At 56.3% G+C, this 16,245-nt stretch carries 14 protein-coding genes; 1 reads left to right on the top strand and 13 read right to left on the bottom strand.

Annotation, left to right across the window (positions count from 1 at the left end; translation table 11 throughout):
• Positions 1-14: 14 nt before the first annotated feature.
• The 12 genes from GXM22_RS07305 to rpmE all read right to left on the bottom strand — a co-directional run bounded on the left by GXM22_RS07305 (position 15) and on the right by rpmE (position 13,254).
• On the bottom strand, positions 15-1,532 hold the full coding sequence (locus GXM22_RS07305) for a nicotinate phosphoribosyltransferase (protein WP_005932825.1): 1,518 nt from the start codon (positions 1,530-1,532) through the stop codon (positions 15-17).
• Positions 1,533-1,800: 268 nt separating this feature from the next.
• Positions 1,801-3,315 carry an IMP dehydrogenase gene (locus GXM22_RS07300; protein ID WP_005932823.1) on the bottom strand — a complete coding sequence of 505 codons (1,515 nt, stop codon included), beginning with the start codon at positions 3,313-3,315 and terminating at the stop codon, positions 1,801-1,803.
• 504 nt (positions 3,316-3,819) lie between these two features.
• Complete coding sequence (locus GXM22_RS07295; protein ID WP_035394076.1) at positions 3,820-4,539, bottom strand: acyl-[acyl-carrier-protein] thioesterase; 720 nt, start codon at positions 4,537-4,539, stop codon at positions 3,820-3,822.
• A 79-nt stretch (positions 4,540-4,618) separates the two neighbouring features.
• Positions 4,619-5,851, bottom strand: coding sequence for an ABC transporter substrate-binding protein (locus GXM22_RS07290; protein ID WP_005932819.1), 1,233 nt, complete (start codon positions 5,849-5,851; stop codon positions 4,619-4,621).
• On the bottom strand, positions 5,848-6,696 hold the full coding sequence (locus tag GXM22_RS07285; RefSeq protein WP_099357188.1) for an ABC transporter permease: 849 nt from the start codon (positions 6,694-6,696) through the stop codon (positions 5,848-5,850). Before GXM22_RS07285 ends, GXM22_RS07290 begins: the two co-directional genes overlap by 4 nt.
• Positions 6,696-7,511: an ABC transporter permease gene (locus tag GXM22_RS07280; protein ID WP_035394235.1), complete on the bottom strand. Its 816-nt coding sequence runs from the start codon at positions 7,509-7,511 to the stop codon at positions 6,696-6,698. Before GXM22_RS07280 ends, GXM22_RS07285 begins: the two co-directional genes overlap by 1 nt.
• A 10-nt stretch (positions 7,512-7,521) precedes the next feature.
• On the bottom strand, positions 7,522-8,568 hold the full coding sequence (gene potA / locus GXM22_RS07275; protein ID WP_005932816.1) for a spermidine/putrescine ABC transporter ATP-binding protein: 1,047 nt from the start codon (positions 8,566-8,568) through the stop codon (positions 7,522-7,524).
• 258 nt (positions 8,569-8,826) lie between these two features.
• Positions 8,827-9,789: a DUF4340 domain-containing protein gene (locus GXM22_RS07270; protein WP_005932814.1), complete on the bottom strand. Its 963-nt coding sequence runs from the start codon at positions 9,787-9,789 to the stop codon at positions 8,827-8,829.
• Positions 9,790-9,799: 10 nt separating this feature from the next.
• The gene (locus tag GXM22_RS07265; RefSeq protein ID WP_005932812.1) at positions 9,800-11,245 is read right to left on the bottom strand and encodes a GldG family protein; all 1,446 of its coding nucleotides are present in this window, start codon (positions 11,243-11,245) and stop codon (positions 9,800-9,802) included.
• A gap of 15 nt (positions 11,246-11,260) precedes the next feature.
• A complete protein-coding gene (locus GXM22_RS07260; protein WP_005932810.1) occupies positions 11,261-12,133 on the bottom strand; it encodes an ABC transporter permease in 873 nt (290 codons plus the stop codon).
• Positions 12,130-12,873, bottom strand: a complete 744-nt coding sequence (locus tag GXM22_RS07255; protein ID WP_394805962.1) for an ABC transporter ATP-binding protein — start codon at positions 12,871-12,873, stop codon at positions 12,130-12,132. Before GXM22_RS07255 ends, GXM22_RS07260 begins: the two co-directional genes overlap by 4 nt.
• 180 nt (positions 12,874-13,053) lie before the next feature.
• Entirely contained in the window at positions 13,054-13,254 is a 201-nt protein-coding gene (gene rpmE, locus GXM22_RS07250) for a 50S ribosomal protein L31 (RefSeq protein ID WP_005926533.1), read from the bottom strand.
• A gap of 524 nt (positions 13,255-13,778) precedes the next feature.
• Between rpmE and GXM22_RS07245 the strand changes: the two genes are divergently transcribed.
• Entirely contained in the window at positions 13,779-14,861 is a 1,083-nt protein-coding gene (locus GXM22_RS07245) for an AI-2E family transporter (RefSeq protein ID WP_242651573.1), read from the top strand.
• Positions 14,862-15,010: 149 nt separating this feature from the next.
• Here the strand turns inward: GXM22_RS07245 and GXM22_RS07240 are convergent, their stop codons facing one another.
• Positions 15,011-16,183, bottom strand: a complete 1,173-nt coding sequence (locus GXM22_RS07240; protein ID WP_005932802.1) for an MFS transporter — start codon at positions 16,181-16,183, stop codon at positions 15,011-15,013.
• Positions 16,184-16,245: the final 62 nt, after the last annotated feature.

The raw sequence follows: 16,245 nt of genomic DNA, 5'->3' as shown, positions 1-16,245 counted from the left end.
CCTGCTTTGTCAAGTTACACCTTTCCGCCATGCAGTTCCGAATACATCTTGGCGCGGCACTCGGCCACAGCGGGGGTCATATTGACATAGTGCTTATGCGGCATCTCGATGCGCAGCTCGGTCTCCCAGGTCTCTTCGGTCAGCTGCTTTGCGATATAGGCCTTTTTCTCGGCCATGCCGGGCAGTTCGATGGCCAGTTCACCGTTCAGGATATGGGGCACCAGCAGCCGCTTGACCTTGGTGGGGGTGATGGTAATGGTGCGCTCGATGGCATCCGGGTCAAGATTGACCATCTTTACCGGCTTGCCCGCTTCGATGACCTCGCCATCCATGGCGATCAGATCGCACTGGGCCTGACCATTTTCATCGTAGAGCCGCCAGGGCATTTTCTTGCCCGGGATGATGGCCTTGCTGGCAGAATCCGAGCACTTCATCTTGGGCTGATAGGTGCCATCCGGCAGCTTGACCGCCACCAGTTTATACACGCCGCCGAACACAGGGTCAGAAGCGGAGGTGATGAGATTCTCGCCCACGCCATAGGAATCAAAATGAGCATGCTCATAGAGCTCCATGTTGGCGATTTTCCGCTCGTCCAGACCATTGGAAGCCACCAGCTTGATATAGGGCTTGCCTGCGGCATCCAGTGCCTTGCGCAGGCGCTTGGAGCCACGGGCCAGATCGCCGGAATCGATACGGGCACTCTTGACGCGGCGGTTGGGGTCATTGGGGTACTTCTCGATCAGGTAGTCGTCCAGCTTGATGAGGTTGGGCAGACCGCTCTCCATGATGTTGTAGGTATCCAGCAGCAGGCTGACGGAATCCGGGTAGGTATCCGCAAAGGCCTTGAAGGCATCAAACTCCGTCGGGAAGAACTCGATGAAGCTGTGTGCCACGGTGCCAACTGCCTTGACCTCAGAGCCATACTTCATCTCAGCCAAACAGTTGGCAGTGCCGATGCAGCCGCCCAGAACAGCGGCATACGCGCCATCATTGCCTGCGCTCTCGCCCTGTGCGCGGCGGGTGCCAAACTCCATGACGCTGCGGGGCGTATGGGTGTTCAGGCCGGTCACACGGGTCGCCTTGGTGGTGATCAGGCTGTGGAAGTTCATCGTCTGCAGCAGGTAGGTCTCGATCAGGATCGCACCCACCAGGTCGCACTCAATGCGGACCATCTGCACATGGGGGTAGCAAACTGTACCCTCGGGCAGAGCGTACATATCGCCTTTCCACTTGTAGGTGCGCAGATACTCGCAGAATTCCTCGCTCATACCCTTGGTGCGCAGCCAGCGGATATCCTGCTCGTTGAAGTGATAATTCAGCAGGAACCGGGTCAGCTTGCGTTGGCCTGCGCTGATGGAGTAGCCCATGTTGTCCGGGTTCTTGCGGAAGAACATATCGAACACAAGGGTGGTGTTCTTAAAGCCGTGCAGGAACAGGCAGTTTGCCATCGTGAATTCGTAGAAATCCACCACCATGGCAGGGTTATCATAATCTTCGTCCGGAATGTACGGAACAACTTTGATCTCGTCCATGAAAAGTTTCCTCTCCTTGTACTTCGCAGCAGCGAAAAAGCCTTGCCGCTGCTGAAAAAACAGTCCCTTCTCCCCTGCCTTTGTTCCGGCAGTGCGTGGGCCTGCACCCTGTCTTGACAGGACGTTTGTACCATGATAGCATCTTTGCCGCCCGGGTGCAAGGGCTTTTGTAAATTTCCTGCGTGCAGAAAGAAAAATCTTTTTTTCGGTACTGCCAAAAGGGCCGCCCCCGAAAGCTCCGGGAGCGGCCCTGCAAGCCTGTTCAGGCTCAGCCGTTTATAATATTGGGGGTCGCATTTTTCAGCACAACGTCATGGCTGCCGCCCTCCACGATGGAGGTGGAGGAAACCACAGTCAGCTTGGCCTTCTGCTGCAGCTCGGGGATGGAGAGTGCGCCGCAGTTGCACATGGTGCTCTTGACCTTATACAGGGTGGTCTGGACACCATCGGCCAGAGGACCTGCGTAAGGCACATAGCTGTCCACGCCTTCCTCAAAGCTCAGCTTGGTGGAACCGCCCAGGTCGTAACGCTGCCAGTTGCGGGCACGGTTAGAGCCCTCGCCCCAGTACTCCTTCATATACTGGCCATTGATGCGCACCTTGTTCGTGGGGCTCTCGTCAAAGCGTGCGAAGTAGCGGCCCAGCATGACAAAGTCAGCGCCCATGGCCAGAGCCAGAGTGATATGATAATCGTGGACGATGCCGCCATCGGAGCAGATGGGCACATAGATGCCGGTCTCCTTGTAGTACTCGTCACGGGCCTTTGCGACCTCGATGACTGCGGTGGCCTGACCACGACCGATGCCCTTGGTTTCACGGGTAATGCAGATGGAACCGCCGCCAATGCCGATCTTGACGAAGTCTGCACCGGCCTTTGCCAGGAAACGGAAGCCCTCGGCATCCACAACGTTGCCTGCGCCCACCTTCACGGTGTCGCCGTAGTGCTCACGGATCCAGGCGATGGTACGGCTCTGCCACTCGGAGTAGCCCTCGGAGGAGTCGATGCAGAGCACATCCGCGCCAGCCTCGACCAGTGCGGGCACACGCTGGGCATAATCGCGGGTGTTGATGCCGGCACCGACCACATAGCTCTTGTTGGCATCCAGCAGCTCGTTGACGTTCTTCTTATGGGAATCGTAGTCCTTGCGGAACACGAAGTATTTCAGGTTGCCCTCAGCATCCACCAGCGGCAGCGTGTTGATCTTGTTGTCCCAGATGATATTGTTGCAGTCGTGCAGGGAGGTGTTCTCCGGTGCGGTGACCAGCTTCTCGATGGGAGTCATAAAGGTGGTAACGGAAGCATCATCGGGGGTGTGGTTGACACGGTAATCACGGGAGGCCACAATGCCCATCAGCTTGCCGTGAGGAGTGCCGTCGGCAGTAATTGCAATGGTGGAGTGGCCGGTGTGGGCCTTGAGCTCCAGCACATCGTGCAGGGTGGCGGTAGGAGCCAGGTTAGAATCGGAGACCACATAACCGGCCTTATAGCTCTTGACGCGGCGCACCATGGCAGCCTCGTTTTCAATGCTCTGGGAGCCGTAGATGAAGGACACACCGCCCTCACGTGCCAGTGCAATGGCCAGCTTATCGCCGGAGACCGACTGCATGATGGCACTGATCATGGGGATGTTCATTTCCAGCGGGCAGGCCTCTTCCCCCTTGCGGTACTTGACCAGCGGGGTCTTCAGGCTGACTGCCGTGGGGACATTCTCTGCAGAGGAATAACCCGGAACCAGCAGGTACTCGCCAAAGGTGCGGGAAGGTTCTTCATAGAAATAAGCCATACTCTAAACTCCTTTTTTCTTAACGCATCAACAACGGGCCAGCATCAAAATAATTCATGTTTGCTGCTTATAAATTGATTGACTATACTTTACCACAAACCCCGTCAGAATACAAACCCCAGTGGCAACAAACTTTAGAACTGTCCTTTGCGGAAAAACAGTAAAATTGACCACCAAAAACGTGCAAGGTCATACTTTTCCGCCTGACAGGCCGGTTTTCTGACACAAAGTGGAATGCAAAAAAGTCCGCACCGGAAAACCGGACGGACTTTTTTGCACACGAAGCGAGATACCGCCTGTGCGGTACAGTGGCCGACAGCTGTGAAGGAGAACAGCCGGAGGAGGAGAAGGCCCTGCACCCGATATCTCTTATTCAACAAGAAGAAAAAGATTTCAGTCTCAAAAAGCGCTCATCGCTTTCTGTAACCATATTGTAACTCTTTTGTTTCCGTTTTGCAAGACCTTTTTCGCAGATTTTGTAACATAATTGTAATTTTTCTGGATTTATTTTGTAAATTCCAGGTAGCATTCAAACGCGGCGTGCTCTTCGCGGCGGCCCACCACATACCAGCCATCGGCCGAGGGCGCATAAAACACCTCGACCTGACTGCCCATCGGGATCTCCCGGTGGTACTTGACGGAGACAAATTTCAACGGCCCGCCTTTGACCACCTCCAGCGGCAGGGCATCACAGGCGATGTCCAGATAGCAGGCGTTATTCACATGGCCGTTCAGGTCGCACAGGGAGTAGCTGGCTGTCCGGCTGCCCGCACAGGTCAGTTCCTTTGCTTTGTGCACCAGCTGGGGCAGCTCCCCTTCCAGATCCTCGTTCCAGTAACCGGGCGTATGCCAGGAGGGCTGGCGCAGGATGCACTCACGATCGGTATCCACCACGATCCACCGGCTGTCGATCAGAGCACACTCCTTCCCTGCTTCGTCCAGAATGCGGGTCAGCCGCTTCATCGAACCCTTCTTGCACGGCTCACAGGCGGTAACAAATGTCAGCTTTTCGGCGCGCAGGGGCATCCGGGTGATCTGCGCCGCCTGCTTGCCCACCAGAAATGCCGTGTGGTGCGCTTTGAAAAAAGCATCGTCCATGCCGTAGGCGCGGGCGTGGTCTGCCGCAGCCTGCTCCACATAGCGGAACAGGGCGCTGGGCTTGATCATCCGGCGGAAATCGCCGTCAGCGTTCAGGACAGTTGTATGATAGGTATATTGATTCATACGTTTCCTTTCCAAAAGAGGACCCTCTCCGTCATTGCTTCGCATTGCCAGAGGCTTTGACGGAGAGGGCCCTTTCTTCTCAATACTGATTCCGGGTCTTTTTGCGCAGCTTGCGCCAGATGTTGAAGCAGGCCAGCGCTACCATGGCAAGCAGCAGCATCAGGAACACAACGCCGCTGCCGCCCTCATTGTAGCTCTTCATCTCGCTCCACTTTACGTCGAGCTCGTTGTTGACCTCATCGCTCAGGGCGGTGAACACCTTTTCCTTGGCTTCCACTTCCTCAGAGGGGTATGCGATCTCGCTGTACTTCAGATCCTCGTCTAGGATATCCCACACCTTCTGCATGGGGGTGGTATAGCCGATATACTCCGCATTGGCCTTTCCGATGTCCGGCTCGCACATGAAGTTGATGAACATCTCCGCAGCTTCCTTGTGCTCACTGGTGGCAGGCACCGCCATGCAGTCCACCGACAGCACACTGCCCTCCTCCGGGAACACCCAGGCCAGATCCGGGTTATCATCGATCATGGTAATGGCATCGCCGGAGTAGTACACGCCGATGGCCGCCTCGCCGCCGATCATCTTATCAAAGATCTCATCCATAACGTAGGCCTGCACCAGCGGTTTTTGTGCTTTCAGGGTCTCCACCACCTCGTCCACCTCTTCCGGGGTCTCGGGGTTGATGCTGGTACCGTTCTTGAACGCTGCAATGGCGTAGGCATCACGGCTGTTATTGAACATCAGGATGTTGCCCGCGTACTGCTCGTCCCACAGGTCAGCCCATTTGGTGGGGGCATTCTCCACCATGGTTGTGTTGTAGATGATGCCGGTGGTACAGAGCATATAGGGCACGGTATAGGCGTTGGTGGGGTCATAATCCGGATCACGGTAGACCGCATCGATGTTCTGGGAGTTGGGGATGTTGCTGTAATCCAGCGGTGCAAGCATCCCCTCGGCGATCATCTTTGCCACCATGTAATCCGAAGGGATGACCACATCGTAGTTGGCCGCACCGGATTTCAGTTTGGCGTACATGGATTCGTTGGAATCAAAGGTGGTGTAGTTGACCTTGATGCCGGTAAGCTTCTCGAAGGCGGCCACCACATCCACGCTGTCATCGGAGCCGTTGGAGATGTATTCGCCCCAGTTGTAAACGTTCAGGGTGAGATTCTGGCCCTGAAAGCGGGTCCAATCGTAATCGTCCGAGACCGAAACGTCCTCGGTCACCTCAATGGTTCCGGCGGCAAAAGCGGGCGCAGCACAGCAGAACGCCATGGCCAGCGTCAGCAGCAGAACAGCAAAACGTTTCATTTTACGTCCTCCCCTCTCAGTGCCTTCTGATCCCGGCGGTACTCCCGGCTCTCCATGGCATTGGAGATGAGGATGATGGTCAGGATCACCACAAACATGATGGTGGACAGGGCATAGATCTCCGGGCTGACCTTTTTCCGGGTCATGGAATAGATGGCAATGGGCAGGGTCTCCACCGTGCCGCAGTTGAAATAGGAGATCATAAAATCATCGATGGAGTAGGTCAGGCAGATGAGGAAGGCCGACAGGATGGCCGGGCTGATCTCAGGCAGGATGACTTTGAAGAACGCCTGCCTGGGGTCGCAGCCCAGATCCAGAGCTGCCTCATACAGTTTGATGTCCAGCTGCTTGAGCTTGGGGGTCACGTTGAAGATGACATAGGGCACATTGAAGGCGATATGCGCGATCAGCAGCGTGGGCATTCCCATGATGGTATCGGGCAGCCAGGAGACTCCCTCGGCAAAGCGCTGGTAAGCCACAAACAGCAGCATCAGGGAAATGCCGGTGATGATCTCCGGGTTGACCACCGGGATATAGGTGATGTTGGTGACCACCAGGCGACTCTTGCGGCTCATGGACGCAATGCCCAGCGAGGCCGCAGTGCCCAACACCGTGGCAATGACCGCAGAGATGAGGGCCACCTCCAGTGAGACGCGCAAAGCGCTCAGGATGGCAGAGTTATGGAGCAGGCTGGTGTACCACTTGAGGGTAAAGCCTGTGAACAGTGCGTAGCCCTTGCTTTGGTTGAAGCTGAACACGATCATATAGGCAATGGGCAGGTACATGAAGCAGAAGAAGAGGATGACGTAGGCCCGCTGCATCAGGCGCAGATGTTTCGTTTTCATCAGGACACGCCCTCCATTTCATCTTCATCAAAGCTGGATGTGAAGCTCATGCAGAGCAGGACGATGATCATCAGCACAAGGCTCATGGCCGAACCGACGTTCAGGTTGTAGCTGTTGCCCAGGAACTGCATCTCGATCAGGTCGCCGATCATCAGGTTGGAGCCGCCGCCCAGCATACGGCTGATGACAAAGGTAGACACCGCCGGAACGAACACCATGGTGATGCCGGTGCTGATGCCGGGCACGCTCATGGGGATGAGCACCCGGAAAAGGGTCTGGGTGGTGGAGGCTCCCAGATCCTGTGCCGCTTCCACCAGGCTCTGATCGATCTTGGTCATACTGGTGTAGAGGGGCAGGATCATGTAGGGCACATAGTTATACACCATGCCCAGCACTACCGCGCCGGAGGTATTCAGCATGGTATAGGGGCCCAGGCCAAAAAAGCCCAGCACCGCGTTCACAGGGCCGTTGATGCTCAGCAGGCCCATCCAGGCATAGGTGCGGAGCAGGAAGTTCATCCACATGGGCAGCATGACCAGCATCAGCATGATATGCTGCTTGTTCACCCGCAGGCGGGACAGGAAATAGCCCACCGGAAATGCAATGACCAGGCAGATCACGGTAGCCACAAGGGCCAGCAGCAGACTGCGGGCAAACACCGAGCCGTAGCCGCTAACGCTGGTCAGATTGGCAATGGTGAAATTGCCGCTGCCATCGGTCAGGGCATAATAGACCACGATGATCAGCGGAACCACCGTGAACAGCACCATCCAGATAAAATAAGGATAGGCCAGCTTCTTATCGTAAATTTTCATCATTTCCCATTCAGCCCTCCGAACGTGCCATGATATGGATCTCGTTGGGACCGATGCGCATACCAATGGTCTCACCGGGGGTGCAGGCGCGGGTGGAGTGGATCAGCCACTCACGGCCCTCGCACTCAACGTGCATCTCAAAGTGAACGCCCTTGAAGATGACATCATTGACTACGCCCACCAGCTGACCCTCCACGGGGCTGACCACTTCAATGTCCTCGGGGCGGACCACCACCTGTACGCTCTGTTCCCGGGCAAAGCCGCGGTCCACGCAGGGGAACTGCACACCCGAGAAGGAGACCAGGAAGTCGCGGTGCATCACACCGTCCACAATGTTGGAATCGCCGATAAAGTCCGCCACAAAGGCATTTTTAGGCTCGTTGTAGATATCCTCGGGGGTACCGATCTGCTGCACCTTGCCGCCGTTCATCACAACGACGGTATCGGACATGGTCAGGGCCTCTTCCTGATCGTGGGTAACATAAATAAAGGTGATGTTCATCTCACGCTGCAGGCGCTTGAGCTCCAGCTGCATCTCCTTGCGGAGCTTGAGGTCCAGTGCACCCAGAGGCTCGTCCAGCAGCAGGATCTCAGGCTCATTGACCAGACTGCGGGCAATGGCAACTCGCTGCTGCTGGCCGCCGGACATCTGACCGATGCTGCGGCGCTCAAAACCCTTCAGGCCGACCACCTCCAACATATCGCGTACCTTGCGGCGGATGGTCTCTTCGTCCATCTTCTTCAGGCGCAGGCCAAAGGCCACATTCTCAAACACGTTCAGGTGCGGGAACAGCGCGTACTTCTGGAACACGGTATTCACCGGACGCTTATAGGGGGGCACACCGGTAATATCTCGGCCCTTCAGCAGCACCTGACCCGCGTTGGGTTCCAGGAAGCCTGCGATCAGGCGCAGGGTGGTGGTCTTGCCGCAGCCGGAGGAGCCCAGCAGCGTTACGAACTCTTTGTCATGGATGTCCAGGTTCAGCCCATCCAGAATGCGCTGACCGTCAAATTCCACCACGATATCGCGCAGTGAAACGATCACCGAGTTGTCCATTTTTTTACTTTTCCTCCTTAAACTCAGATACGAAAAAAGACAGGGCATCCACCCTATCCTTCGTACCAGGGCGACCAGCCCCGCACAACATCCATGACATCCGTAATATTGTGCAGTTATTCTGCCCTGTCATCGCCTATCATAAACAATCCGAACTGAAATGTCAATCACTCTGTCGAGGTTTGCCGAAACTTTACATCCGGCGCAAAAAAATCCCGCGCTGTACCAAGAATTCGCACAGCGCGGGAGTGAAACGTTTTATTCTGCTTTCAGCTGATCCGCAGGGTACAAAAGCGCACTCACCACACTGGCATCCACCGTATAAACGGAGCTGTCGCCTTCCACCATCAGGTAACAGTCGTCTGTCCCCATGGCATAGGTCAGATTGATTGTGCCATCGGCTGTGGTAACCTCTGCTGTGACCAGCGGTGCCTCAAAACCATACGCCGCCGGGTCGGCATCTGTTGCCTGTGCCGAGACATAGGTGCAGAGCGCCGAGAGGATGGCATCCACCCTTGTCTCGTCGAGGTCTGCGGCGGTGTCCCCTGCCAGCCGCCAGACAGCCTGGTAGGCGTTGCTGCCGCTCTCTGCTGCAGGCTCCGAGTTTGCTTTCAGGGTCACGGTCTCGCCATCGGCCAGCGTATAGGAGACGGCTTCGATCTCCGAGGCCGTCAGCCCCGCCGGGTTGAAGGCACCAAACAGCTCCGCCCTGGTCAACTCAAAGCAGGCGGCTTTGGTCCCCGATACCGTATAAATGACATCGCTGTTATTCTTGCGGGCATAGAGATCCCCTGTCATGGTATTGCTGGCCCCGAAGGTATAGGTTTCCGTTTTGCCCGTTGCCGTCACCTCTATGGTCAGTGCAGGCTCCGCAAAGCCGTAGTCCTCCCCTGCCTGCGGGCTCAGCTCCCGCTTTGCGTTCAAAGAGGAAAGCGCGGTGAGCATTGTGTTGCAGGCAGAGGTGTCCAGATGGTAAGCGGGATCTTCAGCCAGCGTCCAGCCATCGGCGGTATAGAGCAGGGTGTTCGTCTCACCCTGATAGTGGAGCACGATCTGCGTCAGGTCATTGCCCGAAACTGCCGCCAGCGGAATGGTTCCATCTGCGGCCGCACTGGCAGCCTGCTCTTCCCGGGCATTCCGCAGCGTCAGCAGGGCAAACACGCCGCCTGCCAGCAGGATGAGGAAAAGCAGCACCCCGAGGGTACGCCGTTTTGCTTTCATGGACAGGTCCTCACTTTCTACGCCGCAGCACGACCACCACGGCACCCACAGCCAGCAAGGCCGCAGGCAGAACGATGACAAAGAGCAGGCCCAGCGTAGAGGCGGCAATGCCTGGCACTTCCAACGGAGCTGCTTCCAGCGCCTTACTGTCGATAAGGACAGCGCTCTCCTGCCCGGCCAGCGAAGCCGCACACCCCTGCAGGAAGGTCACATTGCCCGGGATGACCTGATAGATGCCCTCATTGTCCATATTGCCGCAGTTGACCCAGATGACCTGGGCACCCGTGTCCTCATTGCGGGCGTATGCTGCCAGCGTGAAGGGACCGGCAATGTCGCCGTCCGCCTTCTCGGTGGTGGTCATCTCGTAGCCTTCCGGTTTGCTGTAAGCACTGTCCGAGCTGACCAGAAGGGCATCCGAGACCACATGCTCTGTCTCGGTCAGGGTGATGCCCTGTGCCATCTGCAGCAGAACTCTGCGGCTGGTGTTCACACCGTCCAGCGCGGTGGATTCCTCTGTACTAGCATAATCCGGCAGCAGGTAAAGGGCCGGGTAGCCATTGAGGTAATGGTTGGTGTCGCCCTCCACCACAAGGCCCTCGGTGCGGGTCAGGCCGAACTCGGCCATCACAGCATCCAGATTGGGGGTACTATAATAGGAATCCGTCAGCAGCAGCACGCGGCCTCCGTTGCTCAGATAGCTGCGCAGCTGACCCAGCTCATCCACCAGACTGCCTGCGCTGGAAAAGTCCTGCGCCGGATCGTTGATGACAAGCAGGTCACAGTCCTCGGGGATGGTCTGGGAAAGCAGGTCAAGTGCCGAGACGGTCAGGTTCTGGCTTTCCAGCGCATCGGTCAGGGTGGAAGTCAGCGCCTGCTCGCCGTGGTTGGTGGTGTAGTACACATGGCGGCTCTCTCCGCTGGTCAGCTGGTAGATGGCAGAGGTGATCCTGCTTTCACCGTCAAAGGTCACGTTGGCCGCGCCGGTGGTGGCATAATCGCTGTAATCGTAGTCGTAAAGCTCTGCAGCATCCAGCACCTTGCTCTGTTCCCCGCAGACCAGGATCAGCCCACCGGAGGTCAGATCCTGTGCGCCGTACTGGGCCGCAAAGGTCGGGTAGACTGCCGGATCTTTCAGCTCCCAAGTGATATGGCTGCTCTGGGCGGCGTATTTGTCCAGCAGCTTGGAGATGATCTGGTCCTCATTGCCGGTCTGGGCCAGATAGTAAATGGTCACATCCTGCGTCAGGTCGTCGGCCACCTGTCTGGAGCTCTCGCTCAGGGTGTAGAGCCCCGCCTCGGAGAGATCGAACTCGGTATATCTGGAAGGAATGGCCCGGACAATGAGATTGACCAGCACGGCCAGCACGATCACAGCCGCGGCAATGGCTGCCGACCACACCCCGCTGCGGAACACCCGCCCGTCACCCGAGGAGCTCTGCTTTGCAAAAAGCTTCATCTGTGTTCCCTCCTCTCAGTTCCAGCGGCGCTTCTCAATGTCCTGCGCCGTAAGGAACAGGAACACCGCCGTCACGGTCAGATAATAGACCACGGCAGGGATGGAGAAGCTGTTGTTGACAAAATCCTCAAAGGGTGTAAACAGGCACAGGGCACTCAGCACGGCGCTGAAAGCCTCGGTAAGCCATGCACTGCGGAGCAGAAACAGCCCCGTCAGGCCCAGGCAGAGCGCCGCAAAGGTCAGGCACCCCAGCACAAAGCTGCGGGTGCGCAGACCGGCCGCCAGAGAAGCCGCGCCTGCGATCCCGGTGAACACTGCCAGCGCCACGGCGCTGCCCGCATTGAACATGCTGCGCAGGCCGGGCATCAGGTAGGCCAGCAGCAGGGCTGAAAAGCCCGTCACAGCGGCAATGATCTGGTTCTCGGTCAGGCCGGAGAGAAACTCGCACAATGCAATGGCCGCACAGCCCAACAAAAAGTAGCAGAGCAGCCCCGCAAGGTTTGCGATCAGAGCAGACACGGTGCCGCCCAGCGCCCAGAGGATGAAGATCATCACCGCATCCACAGCGCAGGGCAGAGCGAACACAGCCGCCATGGCAAAGAACTTGCCCAGCACGATGCCCCACACTGAGACCGGGCTGGTGAGCAGCAGCTGATCTGTGCGGCTGTGGCGCTCCTCGGCCAGTGAGCGCATCGCCAGCACCGGGATATAGAGCAGCAGCATGAAAATGGTCTGGTAGAGGGTGTAGTAACTGAAATCCGTCAGGCCGTAGATCAGGCACCGGGCCAGAAAATACAGGCCGGAACTCGCCACCAGAAACGCCGTGAGGACGTACCCCAGCATCCCGTGAAAGAAGCTGCGGAATTCCCGCTTAAAAATAGCTGTCATTCTGCTTCCTCCTCTCCGGTTGCTTCTTCCGGTTCACCGTCGGTCAGTTCCAGAAACACCTCTTCCAGGCTCTTGCCATCGGCGGTCAGCTCCTCCAGACTGCCTGCTGCCGTCAGATGCCCTTTGGAAAGGATCAGGATCTGCTGGCAGACTGCCTGCACCTCACTGAGGATATGGCTGGACAGGATAACTGTATGTGCCCGGCCCAGCTCCCGGATGAGCTTGCGGATCTCGATGACCTGTGCCGGGTCCAGGCCGACCGTCGGCTCGTCCAGAATGATGAGCCTGGGACTGCCCAGCAATGCCTGTGCAATGCCCACCCGCTGCTTGTAGCCCTTGGAAAGGCTGCGGATGAGCCGGGGCAGAACGGTTTCCAGCCCGGTACGGTGGGCAGCCCTGCACACCTGCTCCTTCCGTTCCGCCTTTTTCACACCCTTCAGCTCGGCGGCAAAGGTCAGGTACTCCTGCACCGTCATCTCCGGGTAAAGGGGCGGCTGTTCGGGCAGGTAGCCCACACAGGCCTTGGCGGCATCGGCCTCCTCGGGCAAAGGGTGCCCTGCCACCGTCACCTGCCCACTGGTGGCAGAGAGATAGCCGGTGAGGATGTTCATAATGGTGGATTTGCCCGCGCCGTTGGGCCCCAGCAGACCACAGATCTGGCCATCTGCCACGGTAAACGAGACATCGTCCACGGCAAGATGATTGCCATACTGTTTGGTGAGATGAGAAACTTCGATCACGTTCACAACGCTCCTTTCTAAGGCAGCGCAAAGCGCTTTTTGAAGATACTGGTTTATTTTAGTCCGGAAATGTGTTCAAAATAAGGGAACGGCGTGTAAATTACAGAAAGAGAGCTTTTGTGCGGCATAACAACAAAAAACGCCGCCTCCCAAAGGAGACGGCGCTAAAAAGACCAGTAATTACTTACGGCCGAAACGCTTGTTGAAGCGCTCAACACGTCCGCCGGTGTCAACCAGCTTCTGCTTACCAGTGTAGAAGGGGTGGCACTTGGAGCAAACTTCGACGTGGATCTCGGGCTTGGTAGAACGAGTCTTAATGACGTTGCCGCAAGCGCAAGTGATAGTGCAGTCAACGTAGTTCGGATGGATACCCTGTTTCATTCTTTTTCACCTCATTTCTGGTTCTGACTTATTGGGGCCATATTATAAATGTATGTGCCCATCACAACCTTCAATATCGGCTACCCCCGCGAGCGGCCTTGGAAACGATTGCCTTAATATTATAGCACAGATCTCAGAAAAAGCAAGAGGAAATTTCAGCTTTTTTCGTGTCGTTTTTATACAGACTGTACTATGGAGTTTTATCTCAAGTTGATTTTCATTCAACTTTATGCAAGCGGCAAAGATACTCCCTGTTATATCTCTTTGCTTTTCCACGCATTCCCGTTTATTTTGATTTTTTTTCACGGAATTGCGACCTACATATTATATCACGCCCAGCCCAAAAAGAAAACCCCGCAGTTCCCGACTTCTTGACAAGCCAGCTGCTTCTGATTACAATACGAAAAAGAGCTCGCAGACGTTCTCTTTGCATATTTCAGCCATCAGCTCCGGGAAAGGATTTTTTCATGGAACCAAAAACAAAACAATATCTGCTCATAACTGTTGTAGGAGTCACACTTTTTGTGGCGCTGCTGCGGCTTTCTTCCGTTCTGACCTTTGCAGCACAGCTGGTAGACCTGGTACTGCCCATTCTGGCAGGCGGCATCCTGGCACTTTTTATCAACGTGCCTATGACTGGGCTGGAAAAACGGCTGAAACGCCTGTTCTGCAAGGCCAAAAAACAGCCCTCGGATAAAGCACTCCATCTCCTGAGCTTCTTCATCACCCTGCTAGGTGTTGTGCTGGTGTTGGTGCTGGCGCTGACATTGCTGATCCCGGAGCTGGTGCAGTCTTTTCACAGCCTCTATGTACAGATCGAAGCAAACATCCCCCGCTGGACCGCCTATCTCAGCGCACAGGATGCCGACATGGGGTGGCTGATGAGCTGGCTGGAGGGCATCGACTGGGAGCAGCTGCTTCACAGGGTCACTGACACCATCGATACTGTGCTGGTCAATGCGGTAGGTGCCGTATCTGCCACGGTAAATATCGTGGTGACCGCATCCTTTGCCCTGATCATCTCCGTTTATATGTCCGTTGGCTCAGAGAGTCTCTGCCACCACGCCCGCACATTGGTCTGCGCCTACCTGAAACCCAGCCACTCCGCCTGGCTGCTGAAGTTCTGCCGACTGTTCCGGCAATCCTTTGCAAACTTTCTGACAGGGCAATGCAGTGAGGCCGTAATCCTTGGCGTTCTCATGGCTCTTGCGTTTTCCGTTTTCAAGATCCCCTACGGCAGCCTGGTGGGAATGCTGACCGCCATCTGCGCCATTATCCCCTACGTCGGAGCGCTGATCTCCTGCGTGGTCAGCGTGTTCCTCGTGCTGTTGGTGGATCCCGTTCTGGCCGTGCGCTGCCTCATTGTTTACCTTGCCGTGCAGTTTATTGAAAACCAGTTCATCTACCCCCGGGTTGTGGGAAAATCCGTGGGACTTTCTCCGCTGTACACCCTTGTGGCCGCTATGATCGGCGGAGAGCTCTTTGGCATCATCGGTATCATCTTCTTTATCCCCCTGACGGCGGTGATCATTGAGCTTGTGAAGGAGGATGCCTGCCGACGCATACAGGCAAGAGAATCCCAGCGGTCCGGGCCGTCTGAGCAATAAATTCTTCACCCCAGTGCCACATCCAGAATCGTGGTGCGCCGTATCCGATTGCGAGACCTGCCGACTGTTCCGGTGCAGATGCAGGATTGATATGCATACAAAAATACCGCTGCTCTTGTGCATTCTCCAAACGCAAGAGCAGCGGTATTTTATTGCGCCGCTTTCGTTTTCTTTTGCAGCGCTTCGTGCATATATCCCATCAAAATCAGGATCACCAGCAGATAATACGGAAAAATCGAGATCGTGGTGTGGTTTGCGATTACGCCGAACAACGGCGGCATCAGGCAGTTGCCAATATAGGCGCTGGCCATCTGAACCCCAATGATCGCCTGTGACCTGTCCGCACCGAAGCGGCCCGGCGTTGCATGAATGATACTGGGATAGATTGGAGCACAGCCAAGACCAACCAGCAGCAGCCCTGCCAGCGTCACTGCTTCCCCAAGCGGCAGAAGAAACGCCGCTATCCCAATCGCGATGATCCCCTGCCCCATACGAACCATCTGGGTATCATCGAATTTTAAGGTCAGGAAGCCGCACAACGCCCGTCCCACAGTGATGCCGACAAAGAAAAGACTGGCAAAACCGGCGGCGGTCTCCGGCGCGATTCCCCTGTTCAGCACCAGATAACTGCTGGCCCACAGACTGGTGGTCTGCTCCAGAGAACAATAGCAGAAAAATGTGACCAGAACCTCTTTTACGCCGGAGATCCGGAAAATCTGTTTCAGGGTCAGCGCTTCTGCCGGGGCTGCTTCCCGCTCCTCGGCATTCGCACCCGATTTCGTTTTCCAGAGCGGGAGGCTCAGCAGAATAATGATCGTCAGCACCATCTGCATCACACTGATGACCCGATACCCCGTCTGCCACCCGGCACGGGAGGAAAGCGCCGCGCCCATGATGTAGGGCCCGACCGAGGCTCCGATCCCCCACATACAATGGAGCCAGCTCATGTGGCGGCTGGCAAAATGGAGCGCCACATAGTTGTTGAGTGCAGCATCCACGCTTCCAGCTCCAAGTCCATAAGGGATCGCCCACAGGCACATGGCCCAGAATGAGCTGCTGACAGAGAACCCGAACAGTGCTGCGGCGGTCATGGCAACGCTGATGGCCGTAACGCCGCCCGCTCCAAACCGGCGGGTCATCCGGTCACTTTGCAGGCTGGAGAGCACTGTTCCCACCGATATAATGCAGAAGATCACACCGGAATAGGAGACCGGAACCCCAAATCCCTGATAGATCGAAGGCCACGCTGCCCCCAACAGAGAATCCGGCAGGCCCAGACTGATAAAAGAAACATAGATCACCGCTAACAGCAGATGGATCATCTTGCATTCCTCCTTTTGATCGATACAATTATATCACAACAGAAGAAATGCTATTAGGATAA

This window comes from Faecalibacterium duncaniae, assembly GCF_010509575.1.
GTDB lineage: Bacteria > Bacillota > Clostridia > Oscillospirales > Ruminococcaceae > Faecalibacterium > Faecalibacterium duncaniae.
The sequence above is the reverse complement of the archived record's forward strand: the minus strand, read 5'-3'. Positions and strand labels throughout refer to the sequence as shown.